This is a genomic window from Aromatoleum petrolei (assembly GCF_017894385.1).
Classification (GTDB): Bacteria; Pseudomonadota; Gammaproteobacteria; order Burkholderiales; family Rhodocyclaceae; genus Aromatoleum; species Aromatoleum petrolei.
The window spans coordinates 4,460,253-4,475,709 of sequence record NZ_CP059560.1 but is presented as its reverse complement, the minus strand read 5'-3'; the positions used below and the strand labels follow the sequence as shown (position 1 = coordinate 4,475,709).

18 protein-coding genes are annotated in these 15,457 nt (G+C 65.0%); 3 read left to right on the top strand and 15 right to left on the bottom strand.

Annotation, left to right across the window (positions count from 1 at the left end):
• Positions 1–150: 150 nt before the first annotated feature.
• The 6 genes from ToN1_RS20480 to ToN1_RS20455 all read right to left on the bottom strand — a co-directional run bounded on the left by ToN1_RS20480 (position 151) and on the right by ToN1_RS20455 (position 3,996).
• Positions 151–672 (bottom strand): hypothetical protein, encoded by a 522-nt coding sequence (locus ToN1_RS20480; protein WP_169206487.1) that lies wholly within the window; start codon positions 670–672, stop codon positions 151–153.
• A 266-nt stretch (positions 673–938) separates the two neighbouring features.
• Positions 939–1,184 (bottom strand): CDGSH iron-sulfur domain-containing protein, encoded by a 246-nt coding sequence (locus ToN1_RS20475; protein WP_169206488.1) that lies wholly within the window; start codon positions 1,182–1,184, stop codon positions 939–941.
• Positions 1,185–1,283: 99 nt separating this feature from the next.
• Positions 1,284–1,862 (bottom strand): YceI family protein, encoded by a 579-nt coding sequence (locus ToN1_RS20470; protein ID WP_169206489.1) that lies wholly within the window; start codon positions 1,860–1,862, stop codon positions 1,284–1,286.
• Positions 1,863–1,922: 60 nt separating this feature from the next.
• Positions 1,923–2,516, bottom strand: coding sequence for a YceI family protein (locus tag ToN1_RS20465; protein ID WP_169206490.1), 594 nt, complete (start codon positions 2,514–2,516; stop codon positions 1,923–1,925).
• 26 nt (positions 2,517–2,542) lie between these two features.
• Positions 2,543–3,085: a cytochrome b gene (locus tag ToN1_RS20460; RefSeq protein WP_169206491.1), complete on the bottom strand. Its 543-nt coding sequence runs from the start codon at positions 3,083–3,085 to the stop codon at positions 2,543–2,545.
• Positions 3,086–3,123: 38 nt separating this feature from the next.
• Positions 3,124–3,996, bottom strand: coding sequence for an SDR family oxidoreductase (locus tag ToN1_RS20455; protein ID WP_169206492.1), 873 nt, complete (start codon positions 3,994–3,996; stop codon positions 3,124–3,126).
• 106 nt (positions 3,997–4,102) lie between these two features.
• On the opposite strand from ToN1_RS20455, the gene ToN1_RS20450 reads away from it, so the two are divergent.
• The gene (locus tag ToN1_RS20450) at positions 4,103–4,999 is read left to right on the top strand and encodes a LysR family transcriptional regulator (RefSeq protein ID WP_169206493.1); all 897 of its coding nucleotides are present in this window, start codon (positions 4,103–4,105) and stop codon (positions 4,997–4,999) included.
• A 5-nt stretch (positions 5,000–5,004) separates the two neighbouring features.
• Here the strand turns inward: ToN1_RS20450 and ToN1_RS20445 are convergent, their stop codons facing one another.
• From ToN1_RS20445 to ToN1_RS20410, 8 genes are all read right to left on the bottom strand, one after another.
• Complete coding sequence (locus tag ToN1_RS20445; RefSeq protein WP_210147877.1) at positions 5,005–5,718, bottom strand: ABC transporter ATP-binding protein; 714 nt, start codon at positions 5,716–5,718, stop codon at positions 5,005–5,007.
• Between the two features lie 2 nt (positions 5,719–5,720).
• Complete coding sequence (locus ToN1_RS20440) at positions 5,721–6,425, bottom strand: ABC transporter permease (protein WP_169206509.1); 705 nt, start codon at positions 6,423–6,425, stop codon at positions 5,721–5,723.
• Positions 6,426–6,491: 66 nt separating this feature from the next.
• On the bottom strand, positions 6,492–6,800 hold the full coding sequence (locus tag ToN1_RS20435; RefSeq protein ID WP_169206494.1) for a hypothetical protein: 309 nt from the start codon (positions 6,798–6,800) through the stop codon (positions 6,492–6,494).
• Positions 6,801–6,806: 6 nt separating this feature from the next.
• Positions 6,807–7,058, bottom strand: coding sequence for a sulfur carrier protein ThiS (thiS, locus tag ToN1_RS20430; protein ID WP_169127008.1), 252 nt, complete (start codon positions 7,056–7,058; stop codon positions 6,807–6,809).
• 19 nt (positions 7,059–7,077) lie between these two features.
• Positions 7,078–8,349: an NAD(P)/FAD-dependent oxidoreductase gene (locus tag ToN1_RS20425; RefSeq protein ID WP_210147876.1), complete on the bottom strand. Its 1,272-nt coding sequence runs from the start codon at positions 8,347–8,349 to the stop codon at positions 7,078–7,080.
• A 93-nt stretch (positions 8,350–8,442) separates the two neighbouring features.
• Positions 8,443–10,290: an aldehyde ferredoxin oxidoreductase family protein gene (locus ToN1_RS20420; protein ID WP_169206497.1), complete on the bottom strand. Its 1,848-nt coding sequence runs from the start codon at positions 10,288–10,290 to the stop codon at positions 8,443–8,445.
• Between the two features lie 15 nt (positions 10,291–10,305).
• Positions 10,306–10,782: a 4Fe-4S dicluster domain-containing protein gene (locus ToN1_RS20415; protein ID WP_169206498.1), complete on the bottom strand. Its 477-nt coding sequence runs from the start codon at positions 10,780–10,782 to the stop codon at positions 10,306–10,308.
• Positions 10,783–10,879: 97 nt separating this feature from the next.
• The gene (locus ToN1_RS20410; RefSeq protein ID WP_169206499.1) at positions 10,880–12,940 is read right to left on the bottom strand and encodes a sigma-54-dependent Fis family transcriptional regulator; all 2,061 of its coding nucleotides are present in this window, start codon (positions 12,938–12,940) and stop codon (positions 10,880–10,882) included.
• 252 nt (positions 12,941–13,192) lie between these two features.
• On the opposite strand from ToN1_RS20410, the gene pedF reads away from it, so the two are divergent.
• Together pedF and ToN1_RS20400 are read left to right on the top strand one after the other, a co-directional pair.
• Positions 13,193–13,654: a cytochrome c-550 PedF gene (gene pedF, locus ToN1_RS20405; protein WP_210147875.1), complete on the top strand. Its 462-nt coding sequence runs from the start codon at positions 13,193–13,195 to the stop codon at positions 13,652–13,654.
• Positions 13,644–14,486 carry a substrate-binding periplasmic protein gene (locus tag ToN1_RS20400; RefSeq protein ID WP_169206501.1) on the top strand — a complete coding sequence of 281 codons (843 nt, stop codon included), beginning with the start codon at positions 13,644–13,646 and terminating at the stop codon, positions 14,484–14,486. Before pedF ends, ToN1_RS20400 begins: the two co-directional genes overlap by 11 nt.
• Positions 14,487–14,628: 142 nt before the next feature.
• Here the strand turns inward: ToN1_RS20400 and ToN1_RS20395 are convergent, their stop codons facing one another.
• Positions 14,629–15,441, bottom strand: coding sequence for an ABC transporter permease (locus ToN1_RS20395; protein WP_169206502.1), 813 nt, complete (start codon positions 15,439–15,441; stop codon positions 14,629–14,631).
• Between the last annotated feature and the right edge of the window lie 16 nt (positions 15,442–15,457).

Genomic DNA, 15,457 nt, shown 5'->3' with positions numbered 1-15,457 from the left:
CAGACGGGTCGGCGCCTTGCCGACCGTGTCCCCGGCAGTCGTCGCTGCGGGAAGCAACAACGGCGGCATTCGCCACGTTGCCGTCGGGCAATACCGATGCGGGAAGACCCTGAGATAGGGGCGATGCCGGCGGGGGCGATGCCCGGGCAGCTATTCGAGGACTTGCAGACCCGAACGCAGGACCAGCGATTGCCCGGACACGCGATCACGGACCGTTGCGATCACCTTGTACTGGCCCGTACGGTCGTTCAGATCGAAGCTGACCTGCATGCTGCCATTGCCGAGATGGAGACGCCCCGGGAAGGACGCAGCGGACCACAGTGACATTGAGCCGGCTGGAATGTAACCGCCGTCCGGCCCCTCGAGCGCAAGGTCGGCAACGACATCACACCGCCCAGTCTCATCCCTCGCACATCCCTGGAAGACGAACATGGCCGTGACCGACGACCCGCGCCTGACGGTGGCGGTGGAAGGCAACTCGAGGGGGGAGCTCGACACACGCCACGCCTTCAGGAAGTGGGTCTCGTCGGGGGTGAGCACGAGCTGGGCGCCGAAGTGCTCAACGGCATGCGCGTCCCTGCGCGCTGCATTAAGCCTGTAGTCGCCAGCACTCCAGGCGCCATGCGCGAGCAAGGGAAGACATGCAGCAACGGCCGCGGCGCAACGTCTCATGTTTGCAGCCCGATAGGTTGGAGACGGAGCACGCGATCTGCGCTGGTTGCCGATTCAAGGGAGCGGGCGTCCCGCAGTGGCGGCTGGCCGGTGCGTGCTCATCGGGCGATTATCACACCGGCATTCGATCCAATCGGACTGTTTTTACAACTGCACACAAGAAGGGGGACGTGGCAGGTGAAATTCCCCATCGAGTAATGAATTGCTGATCGTTCCCGATCACGAGACGCACGAATGAGCGGTCTCGCGTCGGAACGAAGACCTATTTACAGCTTCTGATGGGCGCCGTCGCACATCACGCCGTTGCCCGACTGCTTACAGCCGCAGAAGTAGGCGGTTTTGCTTTCCTCGGCCTTGTACTCGACCGGGGTGAAGCTGCTGCCCTGGTGGGCGCCGTCACAGAACGGCTGCTTGGCGCTCTTGCCACAGGAACACCACCAGTAGCTCTTGCCGGCCTCGATGTCGACTGCGTAGGGGGATTTCTGGGCGATCTTTGCGGTTTCGCTCGACATGCATCAACTCCTCATGCGTTGGATAAAAAACCACCCCGGAATACGGGGTGGCGAAAGTGATCCCCAGGGGGCGGGATCAATGGAGACGGAACGGCCGGATTACTGCTTGACAGCCTCGACGGCGATCTCGAGGGTGACTTCGTCGCCGACGTGGGGGGCAAACTTGCCGGCACCGAAATCGGAACGCTTGACGACGGCGGAGGCGTTGGCGCCGCAGGCTTCCTTCTTGAGCATGGGGTGTTCCATGCAGTGGAAGGAGCTGACCTCGAGCTTCACGGGCTTGGTGATGCCCTTGATGGTCAGATTGCCGTCGACCGAGGCGAGCTTGTCGCCGCTGAAGTTCAGCTTGGTCGACTTGAAGGTGATCGTCGGGTACTTCTCGGTGTGGAAGAAATCCTCGCCCTGAATGTGGCCGTTGAACATTTCAAAGCCGGTATCGACCGACTTGGCGTCGATCGTGACGTCGACCGCGCCGGACTTGGCGGCGCGGTCGAGCTTGATCGTGCCGGTGGTCTTGTTGAAGCGGCTCTCCTGCCTCGAATAGCCGAAGTGGCTGTAGGCGAAACGCGCGAAGGTGTGCGAGCCGTCGATATCGAAGGTCTCCGGGGTGGCCATCGCGGGGGCGACGACGGTGGCGGCGAGAATGGACGCGAGGGCGAGGCGCTTGAGTTGCTTCATCTTGAATCTCCTGAATTCAGGTTTGGTTCGGAACGAAAGTGGGTCTTGATGCAAGGCGGTTTATTTCGCAGCGCGGCGTTCAGCTTCGACGTGGAAGCTGACCTTGACTTCGTCGGCGACGATCGAGGTGTCGGACCAGCTGCCGTCGCCGATGGCGAACTCCAGCCGCTTGAGGGTGAAGCCACCGTCGAACGCAGCGGTGTTGCCGTTCTGCGTGACGGTTACCGGCGTCGTCACGTCGCGTGTTTTGCCCTTGATCGTGAGCTTGCCGGTCATTTCGTAGCGGTCGCCGCCGATCGGTTTCACGGACGACGACACGAAGGTCGCGGTGGGGAAGGACTTGATGTCGAACCAGGGCTTGCCGACGACCTCGCTGTTCGCGTCAGCGGAACCGGCATCGATGCTGGCGAGGTCGAGATCGAGACGCACGGTCGATTTCGCGGGGGCGGCCGGATCGAAGACGAGATCGACCTTGGCCTTCGTGAAGTGGCCCTTGACCGGCACGTTCATCTGCTTGAAGACGAAATCGATCCGGTTCTTGGCGGTCTGCACCTGATCGAAGCTACCTGCGGGTTGCGCGGCGTGTGCGCCCACCCCCACCAAGGGCAGCGCGAGCGACAGGATGGCGGCAGCGAGGATTTTATGGGCTTTCATGGTGTGGGTTCCTTTGATTGTCCGGATCAGCGTTTGAGCAGGGGCACCATGCGCACCAGCGTTTCGTCGCGGTCGATGATGTGATGTTTGAGTGCGGCGGCGATGTGCAGGCCGACGAGAATCAACAGGCCGGAAGTCAGGACTTCGTGGGCCGATTTGAGCAGGTCGCCCAAGCCCTCGTGTTTTCCGACGAGGTCGGGCAGCGGGATGAGCCCCAGATAGACGACCGGGAAGCCTTTGGCGGAGCTCATCAGCCATCCGGTGACAGGCACGGCGATGATCAGCACGTAGAGCACGACGTGGGTCAGCGACGCGACTGCGCGTTGCCAGCCCGGCATGGTGTCGACCGGCGCGGGCACCGGGCGCGTGAGGCGCAGGAACAGGCGGGGAATGAAGAGCAGCAGTACGGTGAAGCCGATCCATTTGTGCCACGAGATGAGCTGCAGCTTCCGCGGCGACAGGGACAGGTCGGTCATGTAGTAGCCGAGCGGCAGCGCGACGAGCACCAGGATGGCGACCATCCAGTGCACGATCACCGCCGGTCTCGAGTATTGGATGCTTGCATTCATTGCGTTTCCCCCTGCTTCTGTTTTTATGGTTTCGGCGCTCAGACTGCGCGGAAGAATTCTGCGATAAGGCAGTCGATCGACTTGGGCGGATGACCGACCAGGGCAGCGAAGTCGTTGGTGGTGCGCGACATGTGGTTCGCAGCGACTGCGGTGTACATGTTTGCCATGGAACGGGCGAGCCAGACAGGCATGCCGGCCCCTTCAAGCATGGAGGCGTAGGAGTCCTCGTCCACCGGTTCGTAACGCAGCGCCTTGCCGGTCGCGGCGCCGACCCGCGCAGCAAGGTCGTGATAATCGTGGGCGGTCTGGCCGGTAAGTTCGTAGATGCGCTTTTTGAGCCGCGGCGCGACTGCGGCGGCAGCGATTGCCCCCGCAAGCTCGCTGCGTGACAGGTAGCTCACCCTGCCCTCCCCGGCTGGCAATTGCAGCAGGCCGCAATTGAGCGCGGCGGCAAAGGTCATGGGCAGGAAGTCTGCGTACATGCCGTTGCGCAGAATGGTGTAAGCGACGCCGGACGCGGCAAGAGCGGCCTCGCTGTCGGCATGCACCTGCGCGAACTCCGATGGGGATGCGGCGTCGGCGTCGAGAAAGCTGGTGTAGAGGATATGCTCAACCCCGGCGGCGTGCGCCGTCTCGATTGCATTGCGGTGCTGCGCGATGCGTTGCGCCTTGGGGCCGTCGGTGGAGACGATCACGAGGCGCGAGGCGCCGGCAAAGGTCGCCCGCAGGGTTTCGGGCTCATCGAAGTTGCCACGGCGCACCTCGATACCACGTGCAGCGAGCGCCGCGGCACGCTCGGGATTGCGGACGCTGACAGCGAGCTGTCCGACTCCCGCCTCCGGCAGGCGCACGGCGAGCTGCTGCACGATGTGCAGGCCTAGCTGCCCGGTTGCTCCGGTTACGAGAATCATGTTGGTGTCCTTGGAGTGTGTACTGAACGTGTGAGCGCACTTTATGGGATTGATTGGTTCTAAAATAGCGGACCCAAGCAAACTCTTTGTTGCGCCGAGGAGAACAATGGATCGCTTGCAGGCAATGGAAGTGTTTGTTCGCGTTGCGGAAGCGGGAAGCTTCACCGCGGTCGCGGACCGGCTGAATGTCGCCCGCTCGGCGATCACGCGGCAGATCGCGGCGCTGGAGGCGCACCTGGGCACCAAGTTGCTCGCCCGCAGCACGCGGCGGCTGAGCCTGACTTCGTCCGGGTCGGCCTACCTGGAAAAGTGCCGCGAAATCCTGGCGATGGTCGAGGCGGCCGAGGGCGACCTGGCAGGCGAGAAGCAGGCACCACGCGGACAGATTCGCGCGAGTGTGCCGATGAGCTTCGGCGTGCGCCACCTGATGCCCTTGGTCGCGGACTTCATTACCACCTATCCGGAAGTGAGCGTGGACGTCGAGTTCAGCGACCGCCGCGTGAATCTGATCGAGGAAGGCATGGATTTCGCCGTGCGCATTTCCGAACAGATCGATCCGTCACTGGTGATCCGCCGTCTCAGCCGGAGTTCGCTGGCGGTGGTCGCCTCGCCCGACTATCTGGATCGGCACGGTCGGCCGAAGCATCCCGACGAGTTGCTGCAGCACCACTGCCTGACTTACACGCTGGGTTCCAGCCTGGGCTGGAACTTCAGTGTGAACGGCGAGACCCAATCGGTGCCGGTGAAGGGGCGTTTCCGCGCCAACAACGGCGATGCCCTGCTCGATGCAGCGATCCGCGGGCTGGGCGTGGTGCGCGAGCCGACCTTCCTGACTTCGCAGGCGGTGCGGGCCGGGTTGCTGGAGGTATTGCTGCCGGAATACTCGACAACGGAGTTGCACATTTACGCGGTGTTTCCCGGCACGCGCTATGTACCGCACCGCGTGCGCACACTTGTCGATTATCTGGCGGAGCGCATCGGGCCGGTCCCGTACTGGGACTGATCCGCTCAGAAGTTCATCCGCCACGGTAGCTCGCCCTGGATGAACAGGCGGGCTTCGTCGGATGCGGGGCGAGAGAAGAAGCGCTGCACCGAGGCGTGTTCGCGCACCCGTCCGGCGCTCATGAACACGACATCATCGCCCAGGCGGGTGGCCTGGCCGAGATTGTGCGTGGTCATGAGGATGCGCGTTCCGTCGGTACGGATTTCGCGGACGATGCGCTCGACTTCGGCCGTCGCGGATGGATCCAGGCTGGCCGTGGGTTCGTCCAGCAGCAGCAGGCGCGGCGCGGTCACCCATGCGCGGGCGAGCGCCAGGCGCTGCTGTTCGCCGCCAGAGAGCAACCGCGCGCTGTCGGACGCGCGCGCCAACAGGCCGACGCGATCGAGCATGCGCGCAGCGCGGCGCCTGCGCTCGATGCGCGGGATGCCGTGGGGCTTGAGCGCAAGGGCGACGTTTTCCAGCACCGAGGCGCGCAGCATCATCGGACGCTGGAACACCATCATCACGCCGAGATGGGGGCGCGCGCCGCCGCCCCAGTCGATGTACCCGTCCGTGGGTTCGAGCAGACCGCAGATCGTGCGCAGCAGCACGCTCTTGCCGGCACCGTTCGGGCCGAGCACGAGCGTTATGCCCTCACCGCCGAGTTCCAGTTCGATGCCATCGAGGACCGTGCGGCCGTTGGGCTGGAATCGGACGTCGCGCAGGCGCAGGGGGAACATGTTCAGCCGTACCTGCGCATCGCCCAGGCCCGCATCGCGAACGCCACGGCATTGAGGATGAGAATGACCGCGACGAGCACGATGCCCAACGCAATGGCGAGCGGCAGGTCGCCCTTGCTGGTTTCCAGCGCAATTGCGGTGGTCATGACGCGCGTGGCGTGGTCGATGTTGCCGCCGACGATCATCACCGCGCCGACTTCGCTCATGGCGCGCCCGAGTCCGGCGAGGACCGCCACGAGCAGGGAATGGCGGCAGTCGTACAGGAGGGTCGTGACGCTTTGCAACCATGTGAAGCGCATCGCCCTGAATTCTTCGGCATAGCGCTGCCAGGAATCGTCGATGATCTGGCGTGTGATGGCGGCCATCAGGGGCACGACCAGCAGGGTTTGCGCGACGACCATCGCCGCGGGCGTATAGAGCATGCCCAGCCCGCCGAGCGGTCCCGAACGCGACAGGACCAGATAGACGACGACTCCGACGACCACCGACGGAGCCCCCATCAATCCATTGACGACGACGAGCGCCGCACTGTGGCCGGGGAATCGGCCTACGGCCAGACACGCTCCGAGGGGAAGGCCGATGAGTGTGCCGAGGATCACGGCCGAACCGCTGACCCGAAGCGACAGGATGACGATTTCGACCGCGCGGTGATCGAAGGTGGCAAGAAGGGCGAATGCGTCAGCGAAGGTCGCGGCGAGTCCGTACATCCGTCGGAGCATAGCGCAAGCGCCGCGTTTCGGGAGCCCTGCGCCACATGTAGATCGGAAACCGCCTCAACCGCCGCCGCGCTGCATCGCGCGGTCGAGCGGAACGAGCAAGGCCCTGCGGTCCGACTCGGTGCCGCCGAAGAACTCGTAACGCACACTGAGCGTCTGCAGCTGAAGTATGCCGAGCCGCCGCACGCCACGTGGGACCACATGAATGTCGAGCCGGGTCGGCCCGACGCACAGGCGGAAGTGATGGGGGGCCACGGTTTCGACTGCGCACGGCGACGCTTTGCGCAGATCGCGCTCGAATTCCGCGGGCGATGCGGTCACTTCGCGTTCGAAGCACTCCGCCACCGGACCGTTGACGAAAGCCAATCCGATTCAGCCGCCCGCAATCGGCGGCCAGATGGCCAGTTCGTCGCCGTCCGCGAGCGCGCGGGAGGCACGCTGCGCAGCCGGCACGAAGTGACCGTTGACGAGTACCAGATGCGCGCTGCGCTCGGGGACGTTGAAGCGCGTGATCAACTCGGCGATGGTCGTCCCCTCCCCGACCTCCAGTTCGATACGGTTGCCCTTGCGATCGGGCGGAAGGTGATCGGTCAGGGAGGCGAAGAGCTTGAAGCCGATCTTCATGGGCACATCCACTCCGGCTTCAGCGCGCGAGCGCCATCGGTTGCTGCGAGCGCGCGACGTAGGCCTCGACGAACTGCAACGGGTTGGCGAGCAGGCGATCCTTCCAGGGACCGAGCTTCACCCGTCCGTGGATCAGGCCGCGCAGCGCGCCGACGTGCTGCGTCAGGCCGATCGAGGTGGCGCCGATCATCACGTCGTCCTTGAACTGCAGGCTGAGGTAACGGAATCCGTTCTCGTCGACGTGTTCGATGCCTGTTCCGCCACTTTCGCTACCCTCCCCCCACCACTGGCCGAAGGAGGCCGAAATCAGGCCCAGCGTGTCGAGCACGTTGATAGCGAGCACGCCGTTGAGCTTGGTATGGTGCCCCGCCATGTTGAGCGCGGCGACGCGCGCCTGGTCGGCCGCGTTGGGCTGGATCGCAGCGACGAGGTGGGCACCGGTGAAGAGATCGGGAGCCTCGGCGACGTCACCCGCGGCGAAGATGCCGGGGACGCTGGTCTCGAGCTTGTCGTCGACGAGCACCCCCTTGGCGACATGGACCGGCGTCGAATCGAGGAAGGCGATGTTGGGCGCGACACCGGCGGCGACGATCACTAGATCGCACGGCAGGACTTCGCCGGTCGACAGGGTGACGTCGACGACGCCCTCGCTGCCGCCGCGGTCGATGCGTTGCACGCCGGCGTTGGTGACGACGCGAATGCCTTTGTTCTCGACCCAGCGTTTGATCATGCCACCGGCCTTGGGCGTCATCATGCGCGGCACCATGCGGTCGCCCATCTCGACAACGGTGAGTTGCACGCCGCGGGCAGCAAGGGCCTGCATGATGATGCAGCCGATGAAGCCGGCGCCGAGCTGCAGCACGCGCGAACCTGGCTTGGCGAGCCGGGCGATCGCACGGGCGTCGTCGAGCGTCCAGCAGGTCTGCACTTCGGGCAGGTCGACGCCGGGGATGGGCGGGCGCACGGGGTGCGAGCCGGTGGCGATCAGGAGCCGGTCGTAGTCCTCGAAGTGGCCGTCGTGGAACAGGATGCGGCGCTTGTCGGTATCGAGCGACACGGCACGCGCGCGCAGTTCGCCGATGTTGAGCCGGCGAAAGTGCTCGGGGGCCTTGCGCAGCCAGGTGCCCGACTCGTCGATGTTCTCTTCGAGCAGATAGGGGATGGCCATGCGCGAGTACGGCGGGGCGTCCTCGCTGCCGACCATTAGGATCTCGTCCGCGGGGGCGGCGCGGCGCAGCGTTTCGGCCGCGACGACGCCTGCGGGTCCGTTGCCGAGTATCACGTGTTTCATCGGTTCGTCCTCGTTTGGGCGATGAGGCGCCCTTCCCGGCAGCAGGCCGCCGGGAAGGGCTCGAACGCTCGGCGGGCGAGCGTCAGGCGATGCTCACAGTCCGAGTCGCGCCAGGGTTTCCGCAGTCGGCACGCCGTCGGGCGTCCAGCCGCGCACCTTGTAGTACTCGGGCAGCATCTTGTCGAGACCGTTCACCAAGCCCTTGGCCGGGCCGGTCTTGGCCGGTTCGGTGAGCAGGCGCGGCGGCAGGTTGTCGTCCTTGCTGGTGAAGCCGGCCGCGTTGTTGAACTGGCGCTCGAGGTTCCAGATGCGCTCGCCGACGGCGTTGAGCTTCTCCATCGTCCATTCGGGGCCACAGGCCGCCGCCAGCTGCGGCTGCACGTCGGCGAGCGTCCAGGCAAAGGACGTGAATACGCAGATGCCGGCGGCGTCGAACACCGCGGTGGCGTCCTGGAAGGCCTTCACGAGTTCGGCCTTACCTTCGGTGACGAGCGGATCGGTCTTGACCGGGATGCCCAGCACTTCCGAGGCGACCGTATAGCCACGCAGGTGGCAGGCGCCACGGTTGGAGGTCGCGTAAGCGAGGCCCATGCCCTGGATGCCGCGCGAGTCGTAGGCGGGGAATTCCTGCTTCTTGACGCTCATCGACAGTTCGGGGTGGCCGTACCTGGCGCACATGCGCGCCGAGCCCTCGCCGATTTCCTTGCCGAAGCCTTCGCCGTTCGCCGTCATTTCCGCGAGCTTCGCGAGCGCCTCGGCCGAGCCGAACGGGGTATCGAGGCCCATCTGCTCCTTCGTCAGCACGCCCATCTCGTACAGTTCCATCGCCGCACCGACGGTCGCGCCGAAGGAGATCGGGTCCATGCCCTGCTCGTTGCACAGCAGGTTCGCGTACTGCAGCGCTTCCAGGTCGCCGACGCCGTTGGCCGCCCCCAGCGCCCACGCGGCTTCATATTCCAGGCCACCCGACGCGCCCCAGTATTTCGGGTTGTTCTTGACGGTGAAGTGATTCTTGTCGATCTGCGAGATGCGTCCGCAGGCGATCGTGCAGCCGAAGCAGGCGGCGTTGGTGACGAGATGGCTCTTGCCGTCGGTCGGGCGCTTCTCGTGCATGGCCTCCGCGGAAATCTTGGCGGCGTCCTCGAACTGCACGTCGCGGTGGTTTCGCGTGGGCAGCGCGCCGATCTCGTTGATGACGTTCATCAGCACCTGGGTGCCGAACTTCGGCAGGCCCTGGCCGGTGACGGCGTTGTCCGCGAGCACCTTCTTCGCGTCGGTCGTCGCCTTGAGGAAGGCGGGGAAGTCTTTGATGCCCGACACGCCCTTGGTGCCGCGGATCGCGACCGCCTTGAGGTTCTTCGAACCCATCACGGCGCCGACGCCGGAGCGCCCGGCCGCACGGTGCAGGTCATTGACGACGACCGCGAACAGCACCTGGTTCTCGCCCGCCTTGCCGATCGACGAAACGCGAATCAGGGGATCCTGGTGATCGGCCTTGATCTGCTCCTCGGTATGCCAGCAGCTGGTGCCCCACAGGTGCGAGGCGTCGCGCAGTTCAGCCTTGTCGTTCTCGATGAAGAGGTAGACGGGCTTGGGCGACTTGCCTTCGAAGATGATCATGTCCCAGCCGGCGAACTTCAGCTCGGCGCCGAAGAAGCCGCCGGAGTTCGAACAGGCGATCGCGCCGGTGAGCGGGCCCTTGCAGGTCACGGTGTAGCGGCCGCCGGTGGAGGCCATCGTGCCGGTGAGCGGGCCGGTCGCCATGATGAGCTTGTTGTCGGGCGACAGCGGGTCGACCTTGGGGTCGATTTCGGACACCAGGTACTTGGCCGAGAGGCCACGCGATCCGAGGTATTCGTTGGCCCACTCCATGTTGAGGGGCTCTTCCTTGCACGTGCCCTGGGTGAGGTTCACCCGCAGGAGCTTGCGATTCCATCCCATGGTATTCCTCTCCTCTCAGGCCGCCGATGCGGGGGTGTTGGCCTTGGCGGCCCAGGCCTGCATGCGGGAAAGCCCCGTCCAGTTGGCGTCGATGTAGGTGATGGCGCCGGTGGGACAGGCTTTCGCACAGGCGGGATCGCCCTCGCACAGGTCGCATTTCTGGACCTTGCCGCTGGCTTGGTTGTAATTGACCGTACCGAATGGACAGGCGATCGTGCATACCTTGCACCCGACACAGGTGTCCTTGAACACGACCTTCGCGCCCGTTGTCAGGTCGAGGCGGATGGCATCGACCGGACAGGAATGCATGCACCACGCCTCGGTGCATTGAGTACAGGTGTAGGGCACCTTGCGCCCTTCGTGCTCGAAATTGAAGACCTTGATCAGTGAGTTGCTGGGATTGATGACCCCGGTGTGCTCATACGAGCAGGCCATTTCGCACTGCAGGCAGCCGGTGCACTTCGCGGGGTCAATGTGAAGGGATTTCCACATCGATGTACTCCTCCGTCGTTTGTTTCGCTTCGGGACAACGTGTCGCAGATTGCAAATATCATGCCACTGACCATGTCGCAAGCATGGTTTTCACACTTCAGTTCAACTTGCCCAATTTGCGGTAAAGGGTATTGCGGCTGACGCCCAGTCTGCGCGCGGCGGCAGAGACGTTTCCGCCCACCTCGCGCATCACGGTGGTGATCGCTTCGAGTTCGATTTCATCGAGGCTGCGCGGCGCGCTCGCAGCGGCTGCCTGCGGCGCAATCGCCGCCGGCAGCGCAGCGGCGAACGGCGAGGCGACCGCCTGTGCCGTGACGACCGCCGGCCGGGCAAGCGCCTCCGCGACATCGTCGCCGCCGTCGATGCCGAAGAGCTCCTCCGGCAGATGTACCGAGGCGATCTCGTGCTCGTTGTCGTCGAGCAGCGCGACCGCCACCCGGATGACGTTCTGGAGCTGACGGACGTTGCCCGGCCACGGGTAGCGTTCGAAAAAGTCCATGACCTCCTCACTGATACCGATCGGGCCGCTGTTGCGGTCCGCAGCTTCCATCTCGAGGAGGTTGGTGACGATGTGGCGGATGTCGGTGCGCTCGCGCAGCGGCGGCAGCGTTACGGTAAGGCTATTCACCCTGTAGTAGAGATCTTCGCGGAACAGGCCCTGCCTGACGGCGTCGCGCAGCACACGGTGGGTGGCGCAGACAAGGGAGATATCGACGGGAATCGATTTCATTGAGCCGATCGGCGTGACGCTGCGCTCCTGCAGCACACGCAGCAGGCGCGCCTGCATGCCCAGCGGCATGTCGCCGATCTCGTCGAGGAACAGAGTACCTCCGTGGGCCTGCTGCAGTTTGCCGACCGCCCCCTCGCGCCGCGCGCCGGTGAAGGAGCCGCCGACATAGCCGAAGAGTTCCGATTCGATGAGATTTTCCGGAATCGCCGCGCAGTTCAACGCGACGAAGGGGCCGTCGCTGCGTGCACCGCTATTGTGGAAGGCGCGTGCGAAGAGCTCCTTGCCGACGCCCGACTCGCCCTGGATCAGCAGCGGGATGTCCTTGCCCTGCACGCGTCGCGCACGGTCGAGGGCGAGTTGCAGCCGGGCGTCACCGGTCGCGAGGCAATCGAGCGTGATCTGCGACTTCGAGCGGTCACAGGGTTTGCCCCCCTGCCTTGGCGTCTCTGCCGCGGACTGCTGCAGTCGCGGTGCAGGGACTTCGGCGCGCGGGCGGCGATGGCCACGCACTTGCACGTAGACCGCTTCGCCGCGCCGCATCTCGAGCAGCAGCAGGTCGTCGGGGGCATTCGCGGCGCGGTCGAGCAGCTGACCGAAGCCCGTACGGAACAGGCTGCCGAAAGTCGGCGCGTCGGCGAGCCCGGCGGGAAGGGCCAACCATTCGCGCGCGACCGGGTTGGCGCCGACGACCCTGCCGTCGGCATCGACCGCAAGCATCGCTTCCTGCAGGCTGCCGACGTATTCGGGGCGGGGATGGAAGGCGATGCGGATTTCTTTGGCGAACTCGGCCTCGAAGAGGCGTTTTTCCAGCAGTTGCACCGACAGGCGCACCAGACCGAGCGTATGGCGCTGGTTGTTGCGCGAGTCACCCGAAATGTCGAGCACGCCGGCGATGTGCCCCAGGGCGTTGAACACCGGCGCGGCACTGCAGGTCAAAAAACCGTTGCGTTCCAGGTAGTGCTCCGCACCGTGGATCTCGACCGCGGCGCCTTCCTGGATTGCGGTGCCGATCGCGTTGGTGCCGCGGACGGTCTCGTCCCACGACGCGCCGGGTTGCAGGGCGACACGTTGCGCGCGGCCGACGAAGTCCGGATCGCCGAGGCAGTGCAGGATCATGCCCCGCGTGTCGGCGAGGATGACCATGCTGCCCGAAGCGCGGATCTGCTCGAACACGTGCTCCATGATCCCGCCGGCGTGCTCCAGCAGCCTCGCGCTGCGATCGCGCGCGTCGGAGAGCTGGGCGCGGCCTGCAGGATCGATCAGGTAGGCATCCAGGTGGTCGAGGCCGCCAGTGCGGCAGCGCTGCCAGGAACGCAGCACAGGAGGGGCGAGCCCGGTCTCCGGCGTCTGGCCAAGCTCGAAGAAAAATCGTCGCGCGTCCGAAATGGTGTTCTCGCGGCGATCCCGCAACTGCGGCAATACGGCCATCTTCTCCTCCTCTCCTGCGCGTCACTTTTGGGACTATTTTTTTGTTTGTCCCTTGTGTCAGAAAGTAGCACCTGCACCAGGTCGAAGCAATCGCTCATCGAACCGGGCAACAACAGAGGAGCAATTTTCCTGCCAGCGGCTTTCAGGCGCCTTACCAAGTGAAAACGCCGGATTTCGGCGCGCTCGATCGACGTGGCACAGGGCTTGCGAAGGACTGTGCAGATCCGGCACCCCGGGCGTCGTCAATCAGAGATGAGGAATCAGAAGGTGGACAAGCACAACGACAAGGAGACATTGACCCGCAAACTGCGCACCGCGGCCCTGACCGTGGGACTCGCGCTCGGAGCGGGACTGGCCCACGCACACGGCGACGTGACGCCGCAGGCGGTGGATGTATCAACACTGCCGAAACTCGGCGAGGATTGGCGCGAGGTGAATCCTTACCGCGACAACTCCGAGGCGATCCGCATCGGGGATTCGGCCTTCAACCAAAACTGCGCGCGCTGCCACGGCCTTGGCGCGGTATCGGGCGGCATCGCGCCGGATCTGCGCAAACTCGACATCGCCCCCGAAACGGACGAGTATTTCCTGCAGCGCATCCGCCACGGCGTGAGCCGCAACGGCGCGGTATATATGCCGCCGTTCGAGGGCATGCTGTCGCAGGAGGCAATGTGGGCAATCAAGGCCTGGCTGGAGACCGTACGTGAAAAATGACCGACGCGCATTCCTGATCGCGGCGGGCGCCATGATGGCAGGCGCCCTGCTCCCGGCCCATGCGGCCGCTCAACCCGAAGTTCAGCAGGCGGGCACCCTGCGGGTGGCCGTATATGCCGACTACGCGCCCTTTTCGGCGCGCGGCAAGGGGATAGACGTGGCACTCGCGCAGTCCCTGGCCGAGCGCCTGGGACTGCGTGCGGAGATCGTCGAGTTCCCGGCCGACGAGAACATGAACGACGACCTGCGCAACATGGTGTGGAAAGGGCATTACCTCGGCCACCGCCCGGCCGACGTGATGATGCATGTGCCCGTGGATGCCCAGTTCGCGGCCCAAAACGACAAGGTGGCGATCTTCGGCCCCTACCACCTCGAGACGATCGCGATCGCGCGCAATCCCGAGCGCGTGCCGTCGGTCGCGGGTTCTGCCGCGGTCGCCTTCGAGGTCTTCACGCGCGAGAAGATCGGCGTCGAACTCGACACGCACGCGAGCGACTTCATGCTCCACGTGATGAATGGCCGCCTGCGCGACAACGTGGTGCATTTCCGCAGCGTCGCCGAAGCCGCTGCGGCGATGGCCAAGGGTGAAGTGAGTGCCGTGATGGCGCCGCGCAGTCAGCTCGAGGGCGCATTGAAGGAGCACAAGCAGTTCGCGATCGACACGCTGACCATGCCCGAATTGCGCGTGAAAGGCTGGCCGCTCGGAATGGCCGTGAAGGCGGACCACAAGGAGCTGGCCGCGGCCCTGTCCGAGGCGCTGGCGGACATTCAGCGCTCGGGCGAGCTCGCTCGCATCTTCACGACCCACGGCGTCACGCACAGGGTTCCCTGAGCGGACTTCGGGGCACTCCGCGCCCCGAAGAAATGCCGGATGCTCGGCCCAACCCATGCAAGGTTTTGCCGAACATCCAGCATCTTTTTTTGTCACGGTGTTCCGTTTTGGAGCACCTGTCCCACGGCGGGACAGGTCGTGATCAACCCGGCTTCCCCCCTGCCCGCCTGAGCATGCCGCGCTGCGGATCGTAGCCGCGCACCGCAAGGATGAAGAACACCGCCAGGCAGCCGACGACGATGGCCAGCGAGGTGGCGGCGAGCTGGCCGTAAAGGGCGAAGCGGATCGCCTCGACCGCGTGGGTGAAGGGGTTCCACTGCGCGACCGCATGGACGATGGCCGCGCCCGATTCCTCCAGCTTCCACAGCGGATAGAGCGCGGGCGAGACGAAGAACATCGGGAAGATCACGAAGTTCATCGTGCCGGCGAAGTTCTCGAGCTGGCGCACCTGCACCGAGAGCAGCAGCCCGAGCGCCCCCAGCATCATGCCCGCAAGCACGATCACCGGCAGTGCGGTGAGCCAGCCCGACCACGGCACCTCGACGCCGAAGAGCCAGGCGATGACGAGAAAGACGTAGGCCTGCAGCACCGACAACACGGTGCCGGCGAGGAGCTTGGCGAAGAGCAGATACCCGCGCGGCAGCGGCGCGGTGAGCAAGAGCCGCATCATCCCCATCTCGCGGTCGTACACCATCGCGAGCGAGGACTGCATGCCGTTGAAGAGCAGCACCATGCCCAGCAGGCCCGGCACGATGTAGACCTGGTACGGGATGTAGGTGTCGTAGGGCGGAATGATCGACACGCCGAAGACGTTCTGGAAGCCCGCCGCGAAGACGACGAGCCACAAGAGCGGACGCACCAGCGCCGAGGCGAAGCGTCCGCCCTGGCGCACGAACTTGGCGACCTCGCGGCCGGCGATCGCCTGCAGCGCGAACCACGCGTGGGAGAGTCTCATGGGGACCGGCCTTTCC